Below are 17,140 nucleotides of genomic sequence, written 5' to 3'. Positions count from 1 at the left end.
CCCCGAGGAGCCCCCGCGCAATCGTCACCGCCGTCCTTCAAGGCAGCGGCGCGGGGCGCCCGCGCATTCCCGCGCGGGACCGGCTCCGGTCAGCCCCCGGAGCCCTTCGTCACCGTGTAGCTGACGCGCTCACCGGCCTTGCCCAGCGGCTTCTCCTGGCCGTTCACCCACACGTCGCAGGCGGACGCGTCGTAGATCACGGCGTTGATGTGGGCCTCGCCGTACTGGCGCGCCTCGCCTCGGGCGAGCGTCTCGTCGCTCAGCACCCGCATCGCGGTGCCGGGCACCGACACGAAGATCTTGCAGGAGCCGGTGCGGGCCCGCACGACCAGCGTGCTGCTCGCGACACCGGCCGGCGGGGCGGCCTCGCCGGGCCGGCCGGCCGGTACCGAGGCATGCGAGGTCGGGGACGGCCCCGGGCTCTCCCGCATCATCCCGACGATCAGCGCCGTCGCGCCGATCCCGCAGGACGCCACGGTCGCGCCGATCAGCGCGATCACCGCCATCATCCGGTAGCGGGGGGTCGCCTGCCGGCGCGCGGCGCGCGGCCCGGCCATGGCGCGCTCCAGCCGGTCCACCGCGCGCGCGTGGCTGAGCCGCCGCGTCGGGTTCTTCTCCAGCAGCCCGGTGATCACCGGGCCGAGCGCGCCCGCGTTCTGCGGCGGCGGCGTCGACTCGTTCGCCAGCGCGCTCAGCGTCGCCATCACGTTGTCGCGCTCGAACGGCGGGCGGCCCTCCAGCGCGGCGTACAGGGTCGCGCCGAGCGACCACAGGTCGGAGCGGGGGGTGGCCTTCTCGCCCGCGGCGACCTCCGGGGCGACGTAGGCGGGGGAGCCCATGAAGTGCCCGGTCTTGGTCAGGCTCGCCGAGCCCGAGGAGAACGCCAGCCCGAAGTCGGTGAGCACGACCCGGTCGCCGTCCAGCAGCACGTTGCTCGGCTTCAGGTCGCGGTGCACGATCCCGGCCTTGTGCGCGGTGTTCAGGGCGTCCAGCAGCCGGCGGCCGATGTGCGCGACGCGCTCGGGCGGCAGCGGGCCGTCGCGCTCGATGAGCTGCTCGAGGTTCGGCGCCTCGATCATCTCCATCACGATCCACGGCCGTCCCTGCTCGGTGACGACGTCGTAGACCTCGACGATCGAGTGGGTGCGCAGCTGTGCGGGCGCGCGCGCCTCCCGCAGCGTACGGCGGAAGAAGACCACCCGGTCGTCCTGGGAAAGGTCCTCGGGGAGCCGCAGCTCCTTGATCGCCACCGCGCGATCGAGGAGCTCGTCATGGCCCCGCCAGACGGTGCCGTTGGCGCCCTGACCTATTTCCGAGACCAGCCGGTAGCGCGTCGCCAGCACGAGGCGCTCTGACTGAGACATGGCGGAAAAGATACCGGAGTGGCCGCGCGGTCATCGGGGAGACGTCTGGACCAGATGGGATTTAGTCCCAATATGTGACCTGCCGCCCCTGAACACCCCGCATGTCGACTCCTCGCTCGCCGCAGCGTCAGCGGGAGCACATCGAGCACTGGAGCATCGGACCGGCCGTCATGGGCACGATCGTCGGCTGGGCGGAGGATCTGGACGTGTCGGGGGGCGTCAGTCCCTTCAAGCGACCTGAACTGGGCAAGTGGTTGACCCGCCGGGCCGACGAGTTCGACGTGCTCTACGTTTGGAGGCTCGATCGGTTGACCCGCCGTTCCCGCCACTTCGCCGAACTCGTCGACTGGTGCAACGAGCGGGAGAAAGTCGTCGTCTCGACCTCCGAGTCCCTTGACCTCTCCACCCCCATGGGGAAGATGTTCGCCCGGATCATCGCCGCCTTCGCCGAGGGAGAGCTCGACACCATCCAGGCGCGGTCCCTGGACGCTTCGCGCAGGCTTCGCGAGGAGGGTGCCTGGTTTGGAGGGGTCGAACCGTTCGGCTACCGGTTCGCCGGACGTGGAACTGATCGGAACCGGTCGGACTTTTCGAGAACTCTGGGCAGAGAAGGACCTGGACGAACGCAGGTCGTTCGGGCCTCCAAGGCGGACGTTGCGCCGAACCGCCGGTCATCATCGACGTGAACGTTCCTGATCATTTGAGAGATGTCCCGATCGCTGAGGCGATCGGGCAGGAGACGACCGCTGGACCGCGCCCTGGAGTCCGCGGGTGAGGACTCCAGGGCGCCGACGGACCTGGAACGGCTCTGAATCCTGCGGCGACTCCGGCCGTCGACCGGGCTCCGTCACCTTCGTGGCGGCACGGTCGGCATGAGGGTCACCTGCCCGGCCCCCATGTCGAAGAAGTCGCCGCCCTTGTCGTCCACGACGATGAACGCCGGGAAGTCCTCGACCTCGATCTTCCAGACGGCCTCCATGCCGAGCTCCGGGTACTCCAGGACCTCGACCTTCTTGATGCAGTCCTGCGCGAGCCGCGCCGCCGGGCCGCCGATCGAGCCGAGGTAGAAGCCGCCGTGCTCCTTGCAGGCGTCGGTGACCTGCTTGGACCGGTTGCCCTTCGCCAGCATGACCATGGAGCCGCCCGCCGCCTGGAACTGCTCGACGTAGGAGTCCATCCGGCCCGCGGTCGTCGGCCCGAACGAGCCCGACGCGTAGCCCTCCGGCGTCTTCGCCGGGCCCGCGTAGTAGACGGCGTGGTCGCGCAGGTACTGCGGCATCGGCTCGCCCGCGTCCAGCCGCTCCTTGATCTTGGCGTGCGCGATGTCGCGCGCCACCACCAGCGGGCCGGTCAGCGACAGCCGCGTCTTCACCGGGTACTTGGTCAGCTCGGCCCGGATCTCCGCCATCGGACGGTTCAGGTCGATCTGCACCACCTGATCGTCCAGGTGCTCGTCGGTGGTCTCGGGCAGGTACTGCGCCGGGTCGGTCTCCAGCCGCTCCAGGAACACGCCCTCCGCGGTGATCTTGGCGAGGGCCTGCCGGTCCGCGCTGCACGACACCGCGATCGCCACCGGGCAGGACGCGCCGTGCCGCGGCAGCCGGATCACCCGCACGTCGTGGCAGAAGTACTTGCCGCCGAACTGCGCGCCGATGCCGAGCTTCTGCGTCAGCTCGAACACCTGCAGCTCCAGCTCCAGGTCGCGGAACCCGTTGCCCAGCGGCGAACCCTCGGTCGGCATCGTGTCCAGGTAGTGCGCCGAGGCGTACTTGGCCGTCTTCAGCGCGTACTCGGCGGACGTCCCGCCCACCACGATCGCCAGGTGGTACGGCGGGCACGCGGCCGTACCGAGCGAGCGGATCTTCTCCTCCAGGAAGGACATCATCCGCCTCGGGTTCAGGACGGCCTTGGTCTCCTGGTACAGGAACGACTTGTTCGCGCTGCCGCCGCCCTTGGCCATGAACAGGAACTTGTAGGCGTCGCCCGGCGCCGCGTACAGCTCGACCTGCGCGGGCAGGTTGCTGCCGGTGTTCTTCTCGTCCCACATCGACAGCGGCGCCATCTGCGAGTAGCGCAGGTTCAGCTTGGTGTACGCGTCGTACACGCCGCGCGAGATGTGCTCCTCGTCGCCGCCGTCCGTCAGGACGTGCTGGCCGCGCTTGCCCATCACGATCGCGGTGCCGGTGTCCTGGCACATCGGCAGGACGCCGCCGGACGCGATGCCCGCGTTCTTCAGCAGGTCCAGCGCGACGAACCGGTCGTTCGGGGACGCCTCCGGGTCGTCGAGGATCCGGCGCAGCTGCGCCAGGTGCGCGGGCCGCAGCAGGTGCGCGATGTCGCGCATCGCGGTCTCGGTGAGCAGTCGGAGGGCCTCCGGCTCGACCTGCAGGAACGTCCGCCCGTTCGCCTCGAACGTGGACACGCCGTCGGAGGTCAGCAGCCGGTAGTCGGTCTCGTCGGGGCCGAGCGGCAGCAGGTCGGTGTAGGAGAACTCAGGCATCTCAGGCAGATCCTCGCGCGATTCCGATGGGGGCCGCCTCACAGGGTACGACCCGGCGCCGCAGCCCGAGGACGACCCCCAGCGCCACCAGTGCCGCTCCCGCGAGGTCCGCCGGCCCGGGCCGTCCGAGTCCGAGCACCACCGTCGTGACGACCGCGCTGACCGGGATCACCCCGGCGAACAGCCCCGCCCGGTCCGCGCCGAGCCGGCCGAGTGCCCCGTACCAGAGCAGGAACGCGACCACCGTCACGATCACCGACAGGTACGTCAGCCCCGCGAACTCGGCGCCGGTCGGCATCCGCAGCACGGACGCCCCGTCGGTGACCAGCCCGACGGCCAGCAGCATCGGCGCGGCGATCGCGGCCGAGTACGCCGAGACCCGCACCGGGCCGAGCGTCGGCAGCAGCGGCACGGCCAGCAGCGAGAAGCACACCTCGCCGCCGAGCGCGCCCAGCGACAGCAGCAGCCCCCGCACGCTGCCGCCGCCGAGCCCGTTGGCCAGCGCCGCCCCGGCCGCGACCACGCACGCCGACACGACCACCGCCGGCGCGGGCCGGCGGCCCTCCAGCAGCGGCCCGACCAGCGCCAGCACGATGGGCACCGTCGCGATCACCGTGCCGATCGTCGCCGGGCTGGTGTCCCGGGTCGCCGCGACGATGCACACGTTGAACGCGACCAGGCCCGTCCCCGCCAGCGCCGCCAGCAGCGCCCACTCCCGCACCGTCGGACGCCGCGCCGGGCCGCCCCGCCACCGGACCACGGCCAGCAGGATCAGCGCGGCCACCGTGTACCGGACGGCCTGGCCGCCGAAGACGGGGTAGTCCGAGATCGTCGCGGACACCGCGGTCAGCGTGCCGACGAGGAACATCGCGGCGCCGGCGGCGGCCGCGCCGCCCCCGCCGGGCAGGGTCGAGATCAGCTTCATGACCCGAACGCTACGAGCCGCTTGGTCCGGAAGGCAGAGCCAATGCCCTCCTTCGATCATGGACCAATCCCGGGCAAGTGACGCATGAACGCCCGATCGGCGCTGAGAGACATGTGACCGACCTCCATCTCCCCCTCGACCGCGGCGCGGGACGGCTCGCCGCGCAGATCGCCGCGGGCTTCCGCGCGGCGGTGCGGGCCGGGCGGCTGACCGCGGGCACCCGGCTGCCGTCCAGCCGCGACCTCGCCCGCGACCTCGAGGTGTCCCGCGGCGTCGTCGTGGCCGCCTACGAGCAGCTGACCGCCGAAGGGTTCCTCATCGCCCGGCGCGGCGACGGCACCCGCATCGCCCCCCTCGCCCGCCCCGACGACCCCGCCCCCGCGCCCCCCGCCCCGGCCCCCGCCCACGACCCCGCCGCGCTCCCGTCCTGCGACATCCCGCCCGACCCCGGCGTGCCCTACGACCTGTGGCCCAGCCAGCCCGACCTGTCCGCGTTCCCCCGCGAACGCTGGATCGCCGCCACCCGCGCCGCGCTGCGCACCCTCCCGAGCGACGAGCTGACCTACCCCGACCCCGGCGGCGTGCGGCCGCTGCGCACCGAGCTCGCCGGCTACCTCGGCCGCGTCCGCGCCGCCGTCGCCGACCCCGGCCGCGTGGTGATCATGAACGGGGTGGCGCACGGGCTGTCCGCGCTGGTCCGGGTGCTCCTCGCCGACGGCCACCGCGTCCTCGCCGTCGAGGACCCCACCAGCGTCCGGCAGCTCCCGATGCTGGAATCGACCGGGATGCGGATCGTCCGCATCCCCGTGGACGGCGACGGCGTGGACGTCGCCGCCCTCGCCCGGACCGGCGCGCGCGCGGTGCTCGTCACGCCCGCGCACCAGTACCCGACCGGCGTCGTGCTCTCCGCGTCCCGCCGCGCCCAGCTGATCGCCTGGGCCCGCGACGTCGACGGCCTGATCCTCGAGGACGACTACGACGCCGAGTTCCGCTACGACCGCGAGCCCGTCGGCTGCCTCCAGGGCGTCGACCCCGACCGCGTCGTGCTGCTCGGCTCCGTCAGCAAGTCCCTCGCCCCCGCCCTCCGCCTCGGCTGGGCCGTCGCCCCCGCCGCCCTCGCCACGCGGCTGCGCGAGCACCGCGGCCACACCGACCTCGGCGCGCCCGTCATCGAGCAGTACGCCCTCGCCGAGTTCATCCGCGGCGGCGGCTACGACCGCCATCTGCGCACCATGCGGCGCCGCTACCGGTCCCGCCGCGACGCCCTCGCCGCGGCGCTCGCCGAGAACCTGCCCGGCGCGACGGTTCGCGGCGTCTCAGCGGGCATCCACCTCTATGTGGAACTCCCTCCCGGAGCCGACGAGGACACCGTCCTCGCGCGAGCCGCACGGTCCGGGGTGTCCGCCGCAGGCGCCCGCGACATGTGGTCGAAGGAGCGGGCGGACGGCGCACCCCCCGCCCTCGTGCTGGGTTATGCCCGGATTGCCGAAAGTCACCTGGTCAAGGCGGCGCAGCTGCTCGGCAAAGCGGTTACCAGAGGGAGGGAAGGGTAGGACCACGATCCCCGGTGTAGGAGGTATGGATGAGTCTGGAAGAGGCCGCGCGGCAGCTGAAGATGGCCGGTCACGACGCGCAAGTGGCCTTCGACTGCGTCGGCCTGGGCGACCTCGAACGCGCCCAGGAGCACGCCGTCACCCTGCGCGCCGCCGCCGACGCCGCCGAGGTGGCGCTGAGCCGGGCGCTCCAGGACCTGACACCGGAGCAGGCCCAGACCGAAGGCGAGAAGGCCGTCACCGCGCTGGAAGAAGCTGTGTAACCCTGTGTTAGCCCAGGGGGGCGACCCCCTGGAACCCCCGTTGCGACGGACGAGGCGTTTCACGCTCCGCTGGCGCTCCGCGTGAAACGCCTCGTCCGTCGTCGGGCAGGCCCGCTGCGCTCGCCAGGGCTCGCTCCGCGTGCCTGCCCGTGATGGTGGCTGAGCTTCAAGCCGCCGGGCTGAGCCTCAAACCGCTGGGCTTCAAGCCGCTGGGCTTCAAGCCGCCGGGCTGAGCTTCAAGCCGGGCTGGGGTTCGGACCGCCCGGGGTTGGGGTTCGAGCCGGCGGGCTCAGGCTCGGGGCCGTTGGGGGTGGGGGTCAGGCTAGGGGGCGTTCCATGGCGGGGGCGTTGGGGTCGGCGCCTTCGACGGGCTTCGGGTCGAAGCCCTTCGCGGTGATGAAGACGACCACGATGAGCACGGCCGGGACGATGAACGCCAGGCGCAGGCCGTGGGAGTGGCTGACCGGCGCGATCGCGCCGACGACGGCGGCGCCGAGGACGAAGCCGACGTAGTTGAAGATGTTCACGCGCGCGACGGCGACGCCGAGGCCGGTCGGGTCGACGCGGCCGGCGGCGGAGAAGGAGACCGGCGCGATCACGCTGAGGCCGAGGCCGGCGACGGCGAACGCGGCGATCGCGACGGCGGCGTTCGGCGCGGCGACGACGCCGACCATGCCGATGATGCCCACGAGGCCGCCGAGCCGGACGACCTGCACCGGGCCGGAGCGGCGCACCGCGAGGTCGGCGACGGCGCGGCTGATCACCATCGTGATCTGGTAGGCGACGTAGCCGAGCGGGGCGACCCAGGCACTGGCCGACAGCTCGTCGTCCAGGTACTTGGCGCCGTAGCTGGAGATCGCGGAGTCGGCGAGGTAGGCGACGGCCATCGCGGCGCCGACGATCAGGATCGGGCGCCACGGGACGCTGCGCTCGGCGGCCTTCAGCTCCTCGGCGGACGGCCCGTCGCCCTCCTCCGCGCGGCGGTAGAGCCGCAGGCCGGTGGCGAGGGACACGACGATGCCGATCGCGGCGGCGATCGCGAAGCCGACGAGGAGGGACAGGTCCATCTTGTTGGTCGCGGACGCCCACAGGCCGCCGAGGATCCCGGCGACGGACCACACCGCGTAGAAGCCGGTGATCAGGCTGACGCCGTACCGGCGTTCCACGGCGATGGCCTGCGCGTTCATGGAGGCGTCCACCGCGCCGACGAAGAGGCCGAACAGTGCGACGGCGCCGTAGAGGGCGATGTCGTTGTCGCCGGTGGCGCCGATCAGCACGATGGTGACGGCGACGGCGGGCTGCGCGAACCGCAGGACGAGCCCGCTGCCGAGCCGCTTGAACAGGGCGCCGGACACGACGCTGCCGACGCCGGCGATCAGCGGCACCATCAGCAGGACGAGCGAGAGCGTGCCGTCGCTGAGGTGGTGCGTCTTCTGGATCTGCGGCACCTGCGTCACCAGAGAGGCGAAGCACAGTCCCTGGACCGCGAAAGCGGCGTAGGCGGACAGCCGCGCGCCGCGGTCCCGCTCGGTGATGCCCTCGCTCATGCGGGCCGACCTCTCTGCCTGGCGAAATGTGAATAAGATTCGCGTCAGCGTAGAGACAGGGTACGCGCCCGGTCAATCATCCAGGAAGACGTCCCGATCAGTCGATCAGCCGCCGCCGCATGCCCCGGACCGCCAGTATCCACATCAGGCCCGCGAACGCCACCAGCGCCCCCAGATGGCCGAGGTCGGCGAGCGGGCGCAGCCCGAACACCGCGTGGCGCACCAGCTCCACGCAGTGGTACAGCGGGTTCACCCGCGCCGCGTACCGCGCCCAGTCCGGCAGCGCGTCCACCGGGAAGAACGTCCCCGCGACGAGGAACAGCGGCGTCACCACCCCGGTGATCACGTAGTCGAACGAGTTGATCGACGGCACCACCGACGAAGTCCACATCCCGAACAGCCCGAACCCGAGCGCCAGGAAGAACACCATGAACGGCACCAGCAGCATCCCGAAGGACGGGTCGAGCCCGAAGAACAGCGCCACCACGAGCGGCGTGCACGAGTACAGCGACGACTTCGCCGCGATCCACAGTGCCTCCGCCGTCACCAGCTCGTGCACGTCCACCGGCGCCGCCAGGAACGCGTCGTAGGTGTGCTGGAACGCCCGCCGGATGTAGGAGTTGAACATCCCCGGGAACACCGACGTGAACAGCGCCGCCGTCCCGACCACGCCCGTCGCGACGAAGTCCAGGTACCGGTAGTGCCCGATCGCCGCGACCATCGACCCGAACCCGTAGCCGAACGCCAGCAGGTAGAACGTCGGCTCCACCATCGACGCGAACGACTGCGTCATCCAGTACCGCTTGTACAGCGCCAGCTCGTGCCGCCAGATGCCCTTCACCGGCGCCATCTCGAAGCGCCGCAGCCGCGGCGCCCGCCCCGCCTCGACGGTCATTCGACCCGCTCCCCGGTCAGCACCACGAACACGTCCTCCAGGTTGGCGGCGCGGCGCACGCCGTCCGGCCCCAGCTCGTCGTCCACGGACGGCGGGATCGTCTCCGCCTTCAGCACCGACACCGACGGGCCCGTCCGGCGCGTCGGCAGGCCCGCCGCCCGCGCGACCCGCTCGACCTCCGTCAGCCGGCCGGGCGGCCCGTAGTGCTCCACGACCCGCTCGCCCGCGTGCTCGGCGACCAGCTCCGCGGGCGACCCGCGCGCGATGACCTTGCCGTGCGACATCAGCGCGCACTCGTCCGCCAGCCGCTCGGCCTCCTCGATGTAGTGCGTCGACATCAGCACCGTCGTCCCGCGCGACCGCAGCCCGTCGATCAGCCCCCACAGCTCCGCCCGGACCTGCGGGTCGAGGCCCACCGTCGGCTCGTCCAGCAGGACGAGCGCCGGCCGGTGCACCAGCCCGCGCGCGATCAGGAGGCGCCGGCGCATGCCGCCCGACAGGTCGTCGACCTTGGTGAGCTGCCGCTCGGTGAGGTGCGCGAGCGCCAGCGCGTCGTCCACGGCCTTGCGCCGCTCCCGCCGCGGCACCCGGTACAGGTGCGCGAACACCTCCAGGTTCTCGCGGGCGGTCAGCTCCTCGTCGAGGTTGTCCTGCTGCGGGACGACCCCCATCGCCGCCCGCGCGCGCTTGGACTGCGCGGGGACCTCGAACCCCAGCACCCGGATGCTGCCCTCGTCCGCCAGCGCCTGCGCGGTCAGCATCTTCATCGTCGTCGACTTCCCCGCGCCGTTCGGCCCGAGCAGCCCCAGGCAGCTCCCCGAGGGGACCTCCAGGTCCAGCCCGTCGACCGCGGTGAACGTCCCGAACCGCTTGACCACGCCGCGCAGGCTGATCGCCGCCGCCCCGGCCTCCCCCTCCTCGGCCGCGAGCTGCGCACGTTGCACCGTCATGCCGTCACCCTAGGTACCGGGGCCCGGCGAAACCCATCCATTTTTCTCGGGGTCCCCCGCCGCGCGCCCAGTAACCTCTTGGTGTGGACATCCCCCGCCGCCCCGGACAGGCGACCCGCGTGAGCGACCTGCGCGCCTCCGACGCCGATCGGGAGCGCGTCGCGGCGGTGCTCGGCGAGGCCCTCGCGGACGGCCGGCTCACCATGGAGGAGCACGCCGACCGCACCACCCGCGTCTACGCCGCGCGCACCCTCGGCGAGCTCACCGGCCTCACCGTCGACCTCAGCCCCGAGGAGGCCCAGCCGATCCTCGTCGACGACCGTCCGGTCTCGGTGTTCTTCGGCCGCGTCCGCCGCGACGGCCGCTGGGTCGTCCCGGTGAAGCTGCCTGTGCTCGCCCTCTTCGGCACCGTCGAACTCGACCTGCGCGAGGCCGTCCTGCAGCGCCGCCACATCGTGCTGGACTCGATGGTCCTCGCCGGGCGGGTCCGCCTCCTGGTCCCCGAGGGCGTCCGGGTGGACGTCACCGGACGCACCCTCCTCAGCACCCGAGAGGTCCGTACCCGTCCCGCCGCCGAGGGCCCGACGATCGAGATCGCCGGCACCCTCATTTTCGGCTCGGTGAAGGCCAGGGCGCCGAAGCGGACCCTCCGCCAGCGCGTCAAGGGCCGCCTGCGACGCTAGGCCCATGGACGATCTTCCGCCCCTCGAACTCGCCTTCCCCGGCCCCGAACGCGACCGCGGCGTGGCCGCGATCCTGAGCGGCGAGAAGACGGCCTTCACCGGCCTCCTCGAGATCCACGAGAAGGCCGGCGAACCGGTCCCCGCACCGGGCGACCGGTTCGCCGTCCTCGATTCCGACGGCCGTCCCGCCGCGACGATCGAGCTCACCGAGGTCCGCGTCGTCCCGATCGAGGAGATCGACGACGCCTACGCCCGCGCCGAGGGCCGGGGCTACGCCGGCGCCGCCGAATGGCGCGCCGACCACGAGCGCTTCTTCCGGAGCGAGGGCGTCGCGGAGTTCCTCGGGCACACGCCCGAGATCACCGACGGCACGCTCGTCGTGGCCCAGCACTTCCGCCGCCTGGCCCCCTGACGAGCGCCCGCTAGACCGCGCTGTCGAAGTTGATGGCGCTGTAGGCGCGGAGCTTGCTGAGCTGGTGCTCGCTGGAGATCGTGCGGATCGTGCCGCTGCGCGAGCGCATCACGAGCGAGTGCGTGACGGCCGTGCCCTTGCTGTAGCGGACGCCGTCGACGAGCTCCCCGTCGGTGATCCCCGTGGCCGCGAAGAAGACGTCGTCGGAGGTGACGAGGTCGTCGGTGGTCAGGACGCGGCCGAGCTCGTGCCCCGCGTCGATCGCCTTGCGCCGCTCCGCGTCGTCCTGCGGCCACAGCCGGCCCTGGATCACGCCGCCGAGCGCCTTGATCGCGCAGGCGGCGATGATCCCCTCGGGCGTGCCGCCGATGCCGAGGAGCAGGTCGACGCCGGTGCCCGGCCGGGACGCCATGATCGCGCCGGCGACGTCGCCGTCCAGGATGAACTTGATGCGGGCGCCGGTCTCGCGGACCTCCTTGACGATGCCCTCGTGGCGGGGCCGGTCCAGGATGCAGACCGTCACGTCGTGCGTGGACGACCCCTTGGCGCGGGCGATCGCGCGGATGTTGTCGGCGATGGGGCGCTCGATGTCGACGACGTCGGCGGCCTCCGGCCCGGTGACGAGCTTCTCCATGTAGAAGACCGCGGACGGGTCGAACATCGAGCCGCGCGGCGCGACCGACAGCACGGCGATCGCGTTGCTCATGCCGAGGGCGGTGAGCCGGGTGCCGTCCACGGGGTCGACGGCGACGTCGCACTCGGCGCCCGAGCCGTCGCCGACCTCCTCGCCGTTGTAGAGCATGGGCGCGTTGTCCTTCTCGCCCTCGCCGATCACGACGACGCCGCGCATCGACACGGTGTTGATGAGCTGGCGCATCGCGTTGACCGCGGCCCCGTCGGCGCCGTTCTTGTCCCCGCGCCCGACCCAGCGGGCCCCGGCCATGGCGGCGGCCTCGGTCACCCGGACCAGCTCCATCGCCAGGTTGCGGTCCGGCGCGGCCGGCTCGGTGGTCAGCGGGGAGGACACGGTGGTCTCTTCGGACATGACGGGGCGGCCCCTTCGTTCGGTGGTGACTCGGATTCTCCGGGGACCGGACGGCAGGCCACAAATTGGACCAGACCAGCCGGTGCGCCGGGGAGAGCCGCCCGCGTGCGCGGGTGGATTTGACCGTCACGCGGGCAAGGGATCGTTTCCCCGTGGGAAGAGGGCGTAATCTCAGGGCTCATGAGCAGCGACATCGACGTCTCGTCCGGCGGGGCGGCACAGGACGGGGGCGCGCGCGCCGCGGAGGCGCCCGCGCGGACCTCCGACCGCGGGGCCGCCACGCGCAGCGCCCTGCTGTCGGCCGCCCGGGACGTCTTCTGCGAGGCGGGCTTCGCGCAGGCCGCGGTGACCGACATCGTCGCCAAGGCGGGCGCCAGCGTCGGCAGCCTGTACCACCACTTCAACGGCAAGGCCGACCTGTACCTGACGCTGTTCGAGGAGTTCCAGGGCCGCCAGCAGGAGCGCACCCGCAAGGCGATCAGCGCGGTGCGGGACGCGGGCGAGGGCGACCCGATGCGGCAGTTCGTCGCGGGCGCCGGCGCTTACCTCGACGGCTGCCTGCGCGAGCGGGACGTCGCGCGGCTGTTCATCTCCGGCGACGGCCCGCCCGGGTTCGACCGGGTGATGCGCCAGCGGCTCAACAAGTGGGCGCGGCGGAACGCGGCGCTGTTCCACACCGCCGACGGCGGCGTGGACGAGGCGCTGGTCGTGGTGCTGACGGGCGCGATGGCGGGCGCGGTGTCGGAGATCTCGCTGATGGACGACGAGGACGCCGCGCGCACCCTCGCGGACGAGATCATGGGCATCGTCGGCACGATCAGCGACCCCCGTACGGAGCAGCCCTGACCGTGCGGGATCCTGGAGGGGTGACCGACAAGAGTCCCGCCTCCGCTCCGGAGGCCGCCGAGACCGCCTCCGGGTCCGAGCAGCCCGCCGCCGGCGAGCGGCCGCCCGCCGCGGAGCCGTCCGCAGCGGTGGAGCCGTCCGCGACGGAGGCGTCCGCTGCGCAGGACGCCGCGTCGAGCGAGGCCGAGGGCGGGTCCGCGCCGGCCGAAGGCGAGGGCGCCGCGGCCCCGCAGGCCGCGGGGCGTCCCGTGGTGAAGGTCAGCCCGGCCGTGTACAAGCGGTTGACCACCGGGCTCGGCGGGTTCACGATGGCGATGGGCGCGTGCCTGCTGCTGGTGCTGGCGATCTTCGTCATCACGCCGCGCGACAACAAGGAAGTGCTGCAGACCGTCGACTACTCGGCGCAGCTGTGGGCGCTGCGCAGCGACGCGCCCTACACGGCGTACGCGCCGGAGGGGCTGCCGCCGCACTGGCGGCCGACGTCCTCGCGCCTGAGCGGCCTGGACACGGGCGGCAAGCAGCCGGTCGCGTGGCATCTCGGGTTCGTCACGCCGAAGGGCGAGTACGCGGCGTTCGAGCTGAGCAACGAGAAGGCGGGGCAGTTCGTCCCGCGGATGGCCACCAGCAGCAAGCCGGTCGGCGAGCAGCAGGTCGGCGGCGCCGCCTGGACGAAGTACCACCGCAACGACAAGAAGGCGAACACGCTGGCGCGGACGCTGCCGGACGGGGTGAGCCTGGTGGTGACGGGCACCGCGTCGTACGAGGAGCTGGCGGTGCTGGCGGGCTCGCTGAAGCCGCAGCCCAAGCAGGGTGCGGGCCCGGCGCCGTCGGCGTCGCCCACCCAGGGGTCCTGACCCGGGCCGTCGGGCCCGCCCCGCGCGAGTGTCCTCCTACGGTCAGAACGGGGCCGGGGCTTCGCCGTCCTCCGGTCCCTGCATGGCGGCGGCGAGCCTGGCGCGCGCCCCCTCCAGCCACTCCTCGCAGACCGCGGCGAGCTTCTCGCCGCGCTCCCACAGGGCGAGGGACTCCTCCAGCGTCAGCCCGCCGGCCTCCAGGCGCTTGACGACGTCGGTCAGCTCGTCGCGGGCCTGCTCGTACGAGGGCTTGCGCTCGGTCGCGTTCTCTTCTGCCACTCGCCCAACTCTAGGGCTCTTCGCCGCCGGAGGCGGTGACGGCGAGGCGGCCGCCGGAGAGCCGGACGTGCAGGCGCTCGCCGTCCTTGACGTCGGCGGGGTCGCGCACGACGGCGTCGTCCTCGCGCTGGACGATCGCGTAGCCGCGGTCGAGGGTGGCGGCGGGGGAGAGGGCGACGAGCCGGGCGCGGGTGTGAGACAGCTCGTCGCCGGCCCGGTCCAGCGCGGACGCCACGCACCGGCGGGCGCGGTCGCGCAGCGCCAGGACCTGCTCGGACTGCCGTTCGATCTCCCGCACGGGGTCGGCGAGCGCGGGCCGCGACCGCACGTTCCTCAGCCAGTGCCACTCCCGCTCCAGGCCGCCCGCCAGGCAGCGGCGGCCGCGGTCGCGGAGCTGCCGGACGAGCTGGAGCTGCTCGCGCACGTCCGGGACGGCCTTCTTCGCGGCGTCGGTCGGAGTGGAGGCGCGGACGTCGGCGACGAGGTCGAGCAGCGGGCTGTCCTGCTCGTGCCCGATCGCGCTGATGACCGGGGTGCGGGCGGCGGAGACGGCGCGGACCAGCGCCTCGTCGGAGAACGGCAGCAGGTCCTCCATGGCGCCGCCGCCGCGGGCGATGACGATGACCTCGATCTCGGGGTCGGCGTCCAGCTTGCGCAGCGCCTCCATGACCTCGCCGACGGCGTAGGAGCCCTGGACGGCGGTGTTCTCGACGCGGAACGCGACGGCGGGCCAGCGGCGGCGGGCGTTCTGCAGGACGTCGTGCTCGGCGTCGGAGTCGCGGCCGCAGATCAGCCCGATCTTGCCGGGCAGGAACGGCAGCGGCCGCTTGCGCTCGGGGCGGAACAGGCCCTCGGACGCGAGCACCTGCTTGAGCCGCTCAAGCCGGGCCAGCAGCTCGCCGACGCCGACCGGGCGGACCTCGATGGCGCTGAGCGAGAACGTCCCGCGGTTGATCCAGAAGTCGGGCTTGGCGTGCACGACGACGCGGGCGCCGTCGGTGACGGCGGGCCCGGCGGCCTCGAACACCCCGCGCGGCCCGACGACGCGCACCGACATGTTCGCGACGGGGTCGCGCAGCGTCATGTAGACCGTCCCGCCGCGGGCGTTGAGGTCGGTGATCTGGCCCTCGACCCAGATCCGGCCGAGCCGGCCGATCCAGCCGCCGACCGCCTGCAGGACGGTCCGCACGGGCACGGGGGCCTCGGCCGTCGTCTCCATCGCCATGCCCCGCAGCCTACGGGCGGCGGGAACGCGGCGGCGTGTGACGGACGAGACATGCCGGACCGCTTTGATGCTTAGCCACACTAACTTAGACTGACTAAGTAACTCCGAGGAGAGCAGACCGTGACCGTTTCCGAGAGCGCGCTGGCCGAGCAGCTCAACCGCAGCCTGCGGCACATCGTGCTGATGCTGCGCCGCGCCACCGCCGACCAGGCGATCACCAGCCAGCAGCTGTCGGTGCTCGGCTCGCTCGAGCCGGGGCCGCGCCGGATGACCGAGCTCGCCGCCGAGCACGGCGTCCGGCTCCCCACCATGACCGCGCAGATCAACCGGCTGGAGCGCGACGGCCTGGTGGAGCGCGGCCGGGACGGCTCGGACGCCCGCGTCGTCACCGCCGCGCTCACCGCGGCGGGCCGCGAGCGGCTGGCCGCCGGGCGCGCGCAGCGCATCGGCTTCCTGGCCGAACGGTTCGCGGGGCTGACGGACGAGGAGCGCGCGGCGGTCGCCGCGGCGCTGCCCGCCCTCGACAAGCTCTTCGCCGCTCCTTGATCCCCTAAAGGGAGGTTCTCCATGCACGCTCGGCCCTCGTCGACCACGAAGGGCGGCGGCATCCTCAGGCAGCCGATGTCGGTGTGGGCCACCGCCTTCGCCGCCGTCGTCGCCTTCATGGGCATCGGGCTCGTCGATCCGATCCTGCCCGCGATCGCCAAGAACCTGTCGGCGACGCCGAGCCAGGTGTCGCTGCTGTTCACCAGCTACTTCCTGATCACCGCGGTGGCCATGCTGATCACCGGCTGGGTGTCCAGCCGGATCGGCGGCAAGAGGACGCTGATGATCGGGCTCACCCTCGTGGTGCTGTTCGCCGCGCTCGCCGGCACGTCCGACACCGTCGGCCAGCTCGTCGGCTTCCGGGCCGGCTGGGGCCTCGGGAACGCGCTGTTCGTCGCCACCGCCCTCGCCGTCATCGTCGGCGCCGCGTCCGGCGGCGCCGAGAAGGCCATCGTCCTGTACGAGGCCGCGCTCGGCCTCGGCATCTCGCTCGGCCCGCTCGTCGGCGCGCTGCTCGGCGACATGAACTGGCGGTTCCCGTTCTTCGGCACCGCGATCCTGATGGCCGTCGGCTTCCTGCTGATCAGCACGCTGCTCAAGGCGCCGCCGAAGCCCGCCGAGAAGACCCGGCTGAGCGCGCCGATCCGCGCCCTCGGGCACGGCGGGCTCGCCACCACCGCGTTCACCGCGCTGTTCTACAACTACGCGTTCTTCACCGTCCTCGCCTTCACCCCGTTCGTGCTCGGCATGAGCGCGCACGGCATCGGCCTGGTGTTCTTCGGCTGGGGCGTGATGGTCGCGCTGGCCTCGGTGTTCGGCGCGCCCGCGCTGCAGCGCCGCGTTGGAACGGTCCGGGTGATGTACCTCGGGCTGGCCCTGCTGGTGCTCTTCCAGCTCGGCCTCGCCTTCTTCGGGCACGACGGGATCATCATCTGCACGATCCTGTCCGGCATCCCGATCGGGCTGAACAACACCGCGTTCACCGAGGCGGCGATGGAGGTCTCCGACAATCCGCGGCCCGTCGCGTCCGCCGGGTACAACTTCGTCCGCTGGATGGGCGGGGCGCTCGCCCCCTACTTCGCCACCAAGCTGGCCGAAGAGGTCAACCCGCACCTGCCCTACGTCGTCGGCGCCGCCTGCTGCGCCGTCGCGATCGGCATCCTCGCGGCGCGGCGCCGCCACATGGCGCCGCTGGAGCGCGTCGACATCGACCACGCCTTCCAGGACGAGCCGCTCCCCGTCCAAGCCTGACG

Annotated in this window: 18 protein-coding genes; 9 read left to right on the top strand and 9 right to left on the bottom strand. The window is 72.6% G+C overall.

Annotated features, from left to right (window positions below; translation table 11 throughout):
- Positions 1-89: 89 nt before the first annotated feature.
- The gene (locus tag J4709_RS40200; RefSeq protein ID WP_208249708.1) at positions 90-1,364 is read right to left on the bottom strand and encodes a serine/threonine-protein kinase; all 1,275 of its coding nucleotides are present in this window, start codon (positions 1,362-1,364) and stop codon (positions 90-92) included.
- 101 nt (positions 1,365-1,465) lie between these two features.
- Between J4709_RS40200 and J4709_RS40195 the strand changes: the two genes are divergently transcribed.
- On the top strand, positions 1,466-2,050 hold the full coding sequence (locus tag J4709_RS40195; RefSeq protein ID WP_208249706.1) for a recombinase family protein: 585 nt from the start codon (positions 1,466-1,468) through the stop codon (positions 2,048-2,050).
- 161 nt (positions 2,051-2,211) lie between these two features.
- Here J4709_RS40195 and J4709_RS40190 read toward each other — a convergent pair whose 3' ends face one another.
- Complete coding sequence (locus tag J4709_RS40190; RefSeq protein WP_208249704.1) at positions 2,212-3,864, bottom strand: fumarate hydratase; 1,653 nt, start codon at positions 3,862-3,864, stop codon at positions 2,212-2,214.
- 1 nt (position 3,865) lies between these two features.
- Positions 3,866-4,789, bottom strand: a complete 924-nt coding sequence (locus J4709_RS40185; protein ID WP_208249702.1) for a DMT family transporter — start codon at positions 4,787-4,789, stop codon at positions 3,866-3,868.
- A gap of 113 nt (positions 4,790-4,902) precedes the next feature.
- On the opposite strand from J4709_RS40185, the gene pdxR reads away from it, so the two are divergent.
- Positions 4,903-6,342 (top strand): MocR-like pyridoxine biosynthesis transcription factor PdxR, encoded by a 1,440-nt coding sequence (gene pdxR, locus J4709_RS40180; protein ID WP_208249700.1) that lies wholly within the window; start codon positions 4,903-4,905, stop codon positions 6,340-6,342.
- A gap of 29 nt (positions 6,343-6,371) precedes the next feature.
- Positions 6,372-6,605: a hypothetical protein gene (locus J4709_RS40175; RefSeq protein ID WP_208249698.1), complete on the top strand. Its 234-nt coding sequence runs from the start codon at positions 6,372-6,374 to the stop codon at positions 6,603-6,605.
- 317 nt (positions 6,606-6,922) lie between these two features.
- On the opposite strand, the gene J4709_RS40170 is transcribed toward J4709_RS40175, so the two are convergent.
- From J4709_RS40170 to J4709_RS40160, 3 genes are all read right to left on the bottom strand, one after another.
- On the bottom strand, positions 6,923-8,152 hold the full coding sequence (locus tag J4709_RS40170; RefSeq protein ID WP_208249689.1) for an MFS transporter: 1,230 nt from the start codon (positions 8,150-8,152) through the stop codon (positions 6,923-6,925).
- 97 nt (positions 8,153-8,249) lie between these two features.
- Positions 8,250-9,047, bottom strand: coding sequence for an ABC transporter permease (locus tag J4709_RS40165; protein WP_208249688.1), 798 nt, complete (start codon positions 9,045-9,047; stop codon positions 8,250-8,252).
- The gene (locus J4709_RS40160; RefSeq protein WP_208249686.1) at positions 9,044-9,997 is read right to left on the bottom strand and encodes an ABC transporter ATP-binding protein; all 954 of its coding nucleotides are present in this window, start codon (positions 9,995-9,997) and stop codon (positions 9,044-9,046) included. Before J4709_RS40160 ends, J4709_RS40165 begins: the two co-directional genes overlap by 4 nt.
- 83 nt (positions 9,998-10,080) lie before the next feature.
- On the opposite strand from J4709_RS40160, the gene J4709_RS40155 reads away from it, so the two are divergent.
- Both J4709_RS40155 and J4709_RS40150 read left to right on the top strand, forming a co-directional pair.
- A complete protein-coding gene (locus J4709_RS40155; protein WP_307801977.1) occupies positions 10,081-10,680 on the top strand; it encodes a DUF1707 SHOCT-like domain-containing protein in 600 nt (199 codons plus the stop codon).
- A gap of 4 nt (positions 10,681-10,684) precedes the next feature.
- Positions 10,685-11,092, top strand: a complete 408-nt coding sequence (locus J4709_RS40150) for an ASCH domain-containing protein (RefSeq protein WP_208249684.1) — start codon at positions 10,685-10,687, stop codon at positions 11,090-11,092.
- A gap of 10 nt (positions 11,093-11,102) precedes the next feature.
- Here J4709_RS40150 and glpX read toward each other — a convergent pair whose 3' ends face one another.
- Positions 11,103-12,137 (bottom strand): class II fructose-bisphosphatase, encoded by a 1,035-nt coding sequence (glpX, locus tag J4709_RS40145; protein ID WP_208249682.1) that lies wholly within the window; start codon positions 12,135-12,137, stop codon positions 11,103-11,105.
- 180 nt (positions 12,138-12,317) lie between these two features.
- Between glpX and J4709_RS40140 the strand changes: the two genes are divergently transcribed.
- Complete coding sequence (locus J4709_RS40140) at positions 12,318-12,983, top strand: TetR/AcrR family transcriptional regulator (RefSeq protein ID WP_173096271.1); 666 nt, start codon at positions 12,318-12,320, stop codon at positions 12,981-12,983.
- Between the two features lie 20 nt (positions 12,984-13,003).
- Positions 13,004-13,837: a DUF4245 domain-containing protein gene (locus J4709_RS40135; RefSeq protein WP_307801976.1), complete on the top strand. Its 834-nt coding sequence runs from the start codon at positions 13,004-13,006 to the stop codon at positions 13,835-13,837.
- A 42-nt stretch (positions 13,838-13,879) separates the two neighbouring features.
- On the opposite strand, the gene J4709_RS40130 is transcribed toward J4709_RS40135, so the two are convergent.
- Together J4709_RS40130 and xseA are read right to left on the bottom strand one after the other, a co-directional pair.
- Positions 13,880-14,116 carry an exodeoxyribonuclease VII small subunit gene (locus J4709_RS40130; protein ID WP_173096270.1) on the bottom strand — a complete coding sequence of 79 codons (237 nt, stop codon included), beginning with the start codon at positions 14,114-14,116 and terminating at the stop codon, positions 13,880-13,882.
- 10 nt (positions 14,117-14,126) lie between these two features.
- Positions 14,127-15,341, bottom strand: a complete 1,215-nt coding sequence (gene xseA, locus J4709_RS40125) for an exodeoxyribonuclease VII large subunit (RefSeq protein ID WP_208249673.1) — start codon at positions 15,339-15,341, stop codon at positions 14,127-14,129.
- 120 nt (positions 15,342-15,461) lie between these two features.
- Here xseA and J4709_RS40120 point away from each other — a divergent pair, with 120 nt between their 5' ends.
- Positions 15,462-15,887 carry a MarR family winged helix-turn-helix transcriptional regulator gene (locus J4709_RS40120; protein WP_307801975.1) on the top strand — a complete coding sequence of 142 codons (426 nt, stop codon included), beginning with the start codon at positions 15,462-15,464 and terminating at the stop codon, positions 15,885-15,887.
- A gap of 21 nt (positions 15,888-15,908) precedes the next feature.
- Positions 15,909-17,138 (top strand): MFS transporter, encoded by a 1,230-nt coding sequence (locus J4709_RS40115; RefSeq protein ID WP_208249671.1) that lies wholly within the window; start codon positions 15,909-15,911, stop codon positions 17,136-17,138.
- Positions 17,139-17,140: the final 2 nt, after the last annotated feature.

It is taken from the genome of Actinomadura violacea (genome assembly GCF_017573465.1).
In the GTDB taxonomy this organism is placed as follows: Bacteria; Actinomycetota; Actinomycetes; order Streptosporangiales; family Streptosporangiaceae; genus Spirillospora; species Spirillospora violacea.
This window is presented reverse-complemented; position numbering and strand designations above follow the sequence as displayed.

Coding starts and splice junctions, on each gene's coding strand:
- J4709_RS40195 (WP_208249706.1), top strand. CDS start 1,466: ATGTCGACTCCTCGCTCGCCGCAGCGTCAGCGGGAGCACATCGAGCAC.
- J4709_RS40150 (WP_208249684.1), top strand. CDS start 10,685: ATGGACGATCTTCCGCCCCTCGAACTCGCCTTCCCCGGCCCCGAACGC.
- J4709_RS40115 (WP_208249671.1), top strand. CDS start 15,909: ATGCACGCTCGGCCCTCGTCGACCACGAAGGGCGGCGGCATCCTCAGG.
- J4709_RS40140 (WP_173096271.1), top strand. CDS start 12,318: ATGAGCAGCGACATCGACGTCTCGTCCGGCGGGGCGGCACAGGACGGG.
- J4709_RS40175 (WP_208249698.1), top strand. CDS start 6,372: ATGAGTCTGGAAGAGGCCGCGCGGCAGCTGAAGATGGCCGGTCACGAC.
- glpX (WP_208249682.1), bottom strand. CDS start 12,137: ATGTCCGAAGAGACCACCGTGTCCTCCCCGCTGACCACCGAGCCGGCC.
- J4709_RS40200 (WP_208249708.1), bottom strand. CDS start 1,364: ATGTCTCAGTCAGAGCGCCTCGTGCTGGCGACGCGCTACCGGCTGGTC.
- J4709_RS40160 (WP_208249686.1), bottom strand. CDS start 9,997: ATGACGGTGCAACGTGCGCAGCTCGCGGCCGAGGAGGGGGAGGCCGGG.
- J4709_RS40190 (WP_208249704.1), bottom strand. CDS start 3,864: ATGCCTGAGTTCTCCTACACCGACCTGCTGCCGCTCGGCCCCGACGAG.
- xseA (WP_208249673.1), bottom strand. CDS start 15,341: ATGGCGATGGAGACGACGGCCGAGGCCCCCGTGCCCGTGCGGACCGTC.
- J4709_RS40165 (WP_208249688.1), bottom strand. CDS start 9,047: ATGACCGTCGAGGCGGGGCGGGCGCCGCGGCTGCGGCGCTTCGAGATG.
- J4709_RS40170 (WP_208249689.1), bottom strand. CDS start 8,152: ATGAGCGAGGGCATCACCGAGCGGGACCGCGGCGCGCGGCTGTCCGCC.
- J4709_RS40185 (WP_208249702.1), bottom strand. CDS start 4,789: ATGAAGCTGATCTCGACCCTGCCCGGCGGGGGCGGCGCGGCCGCCGCC.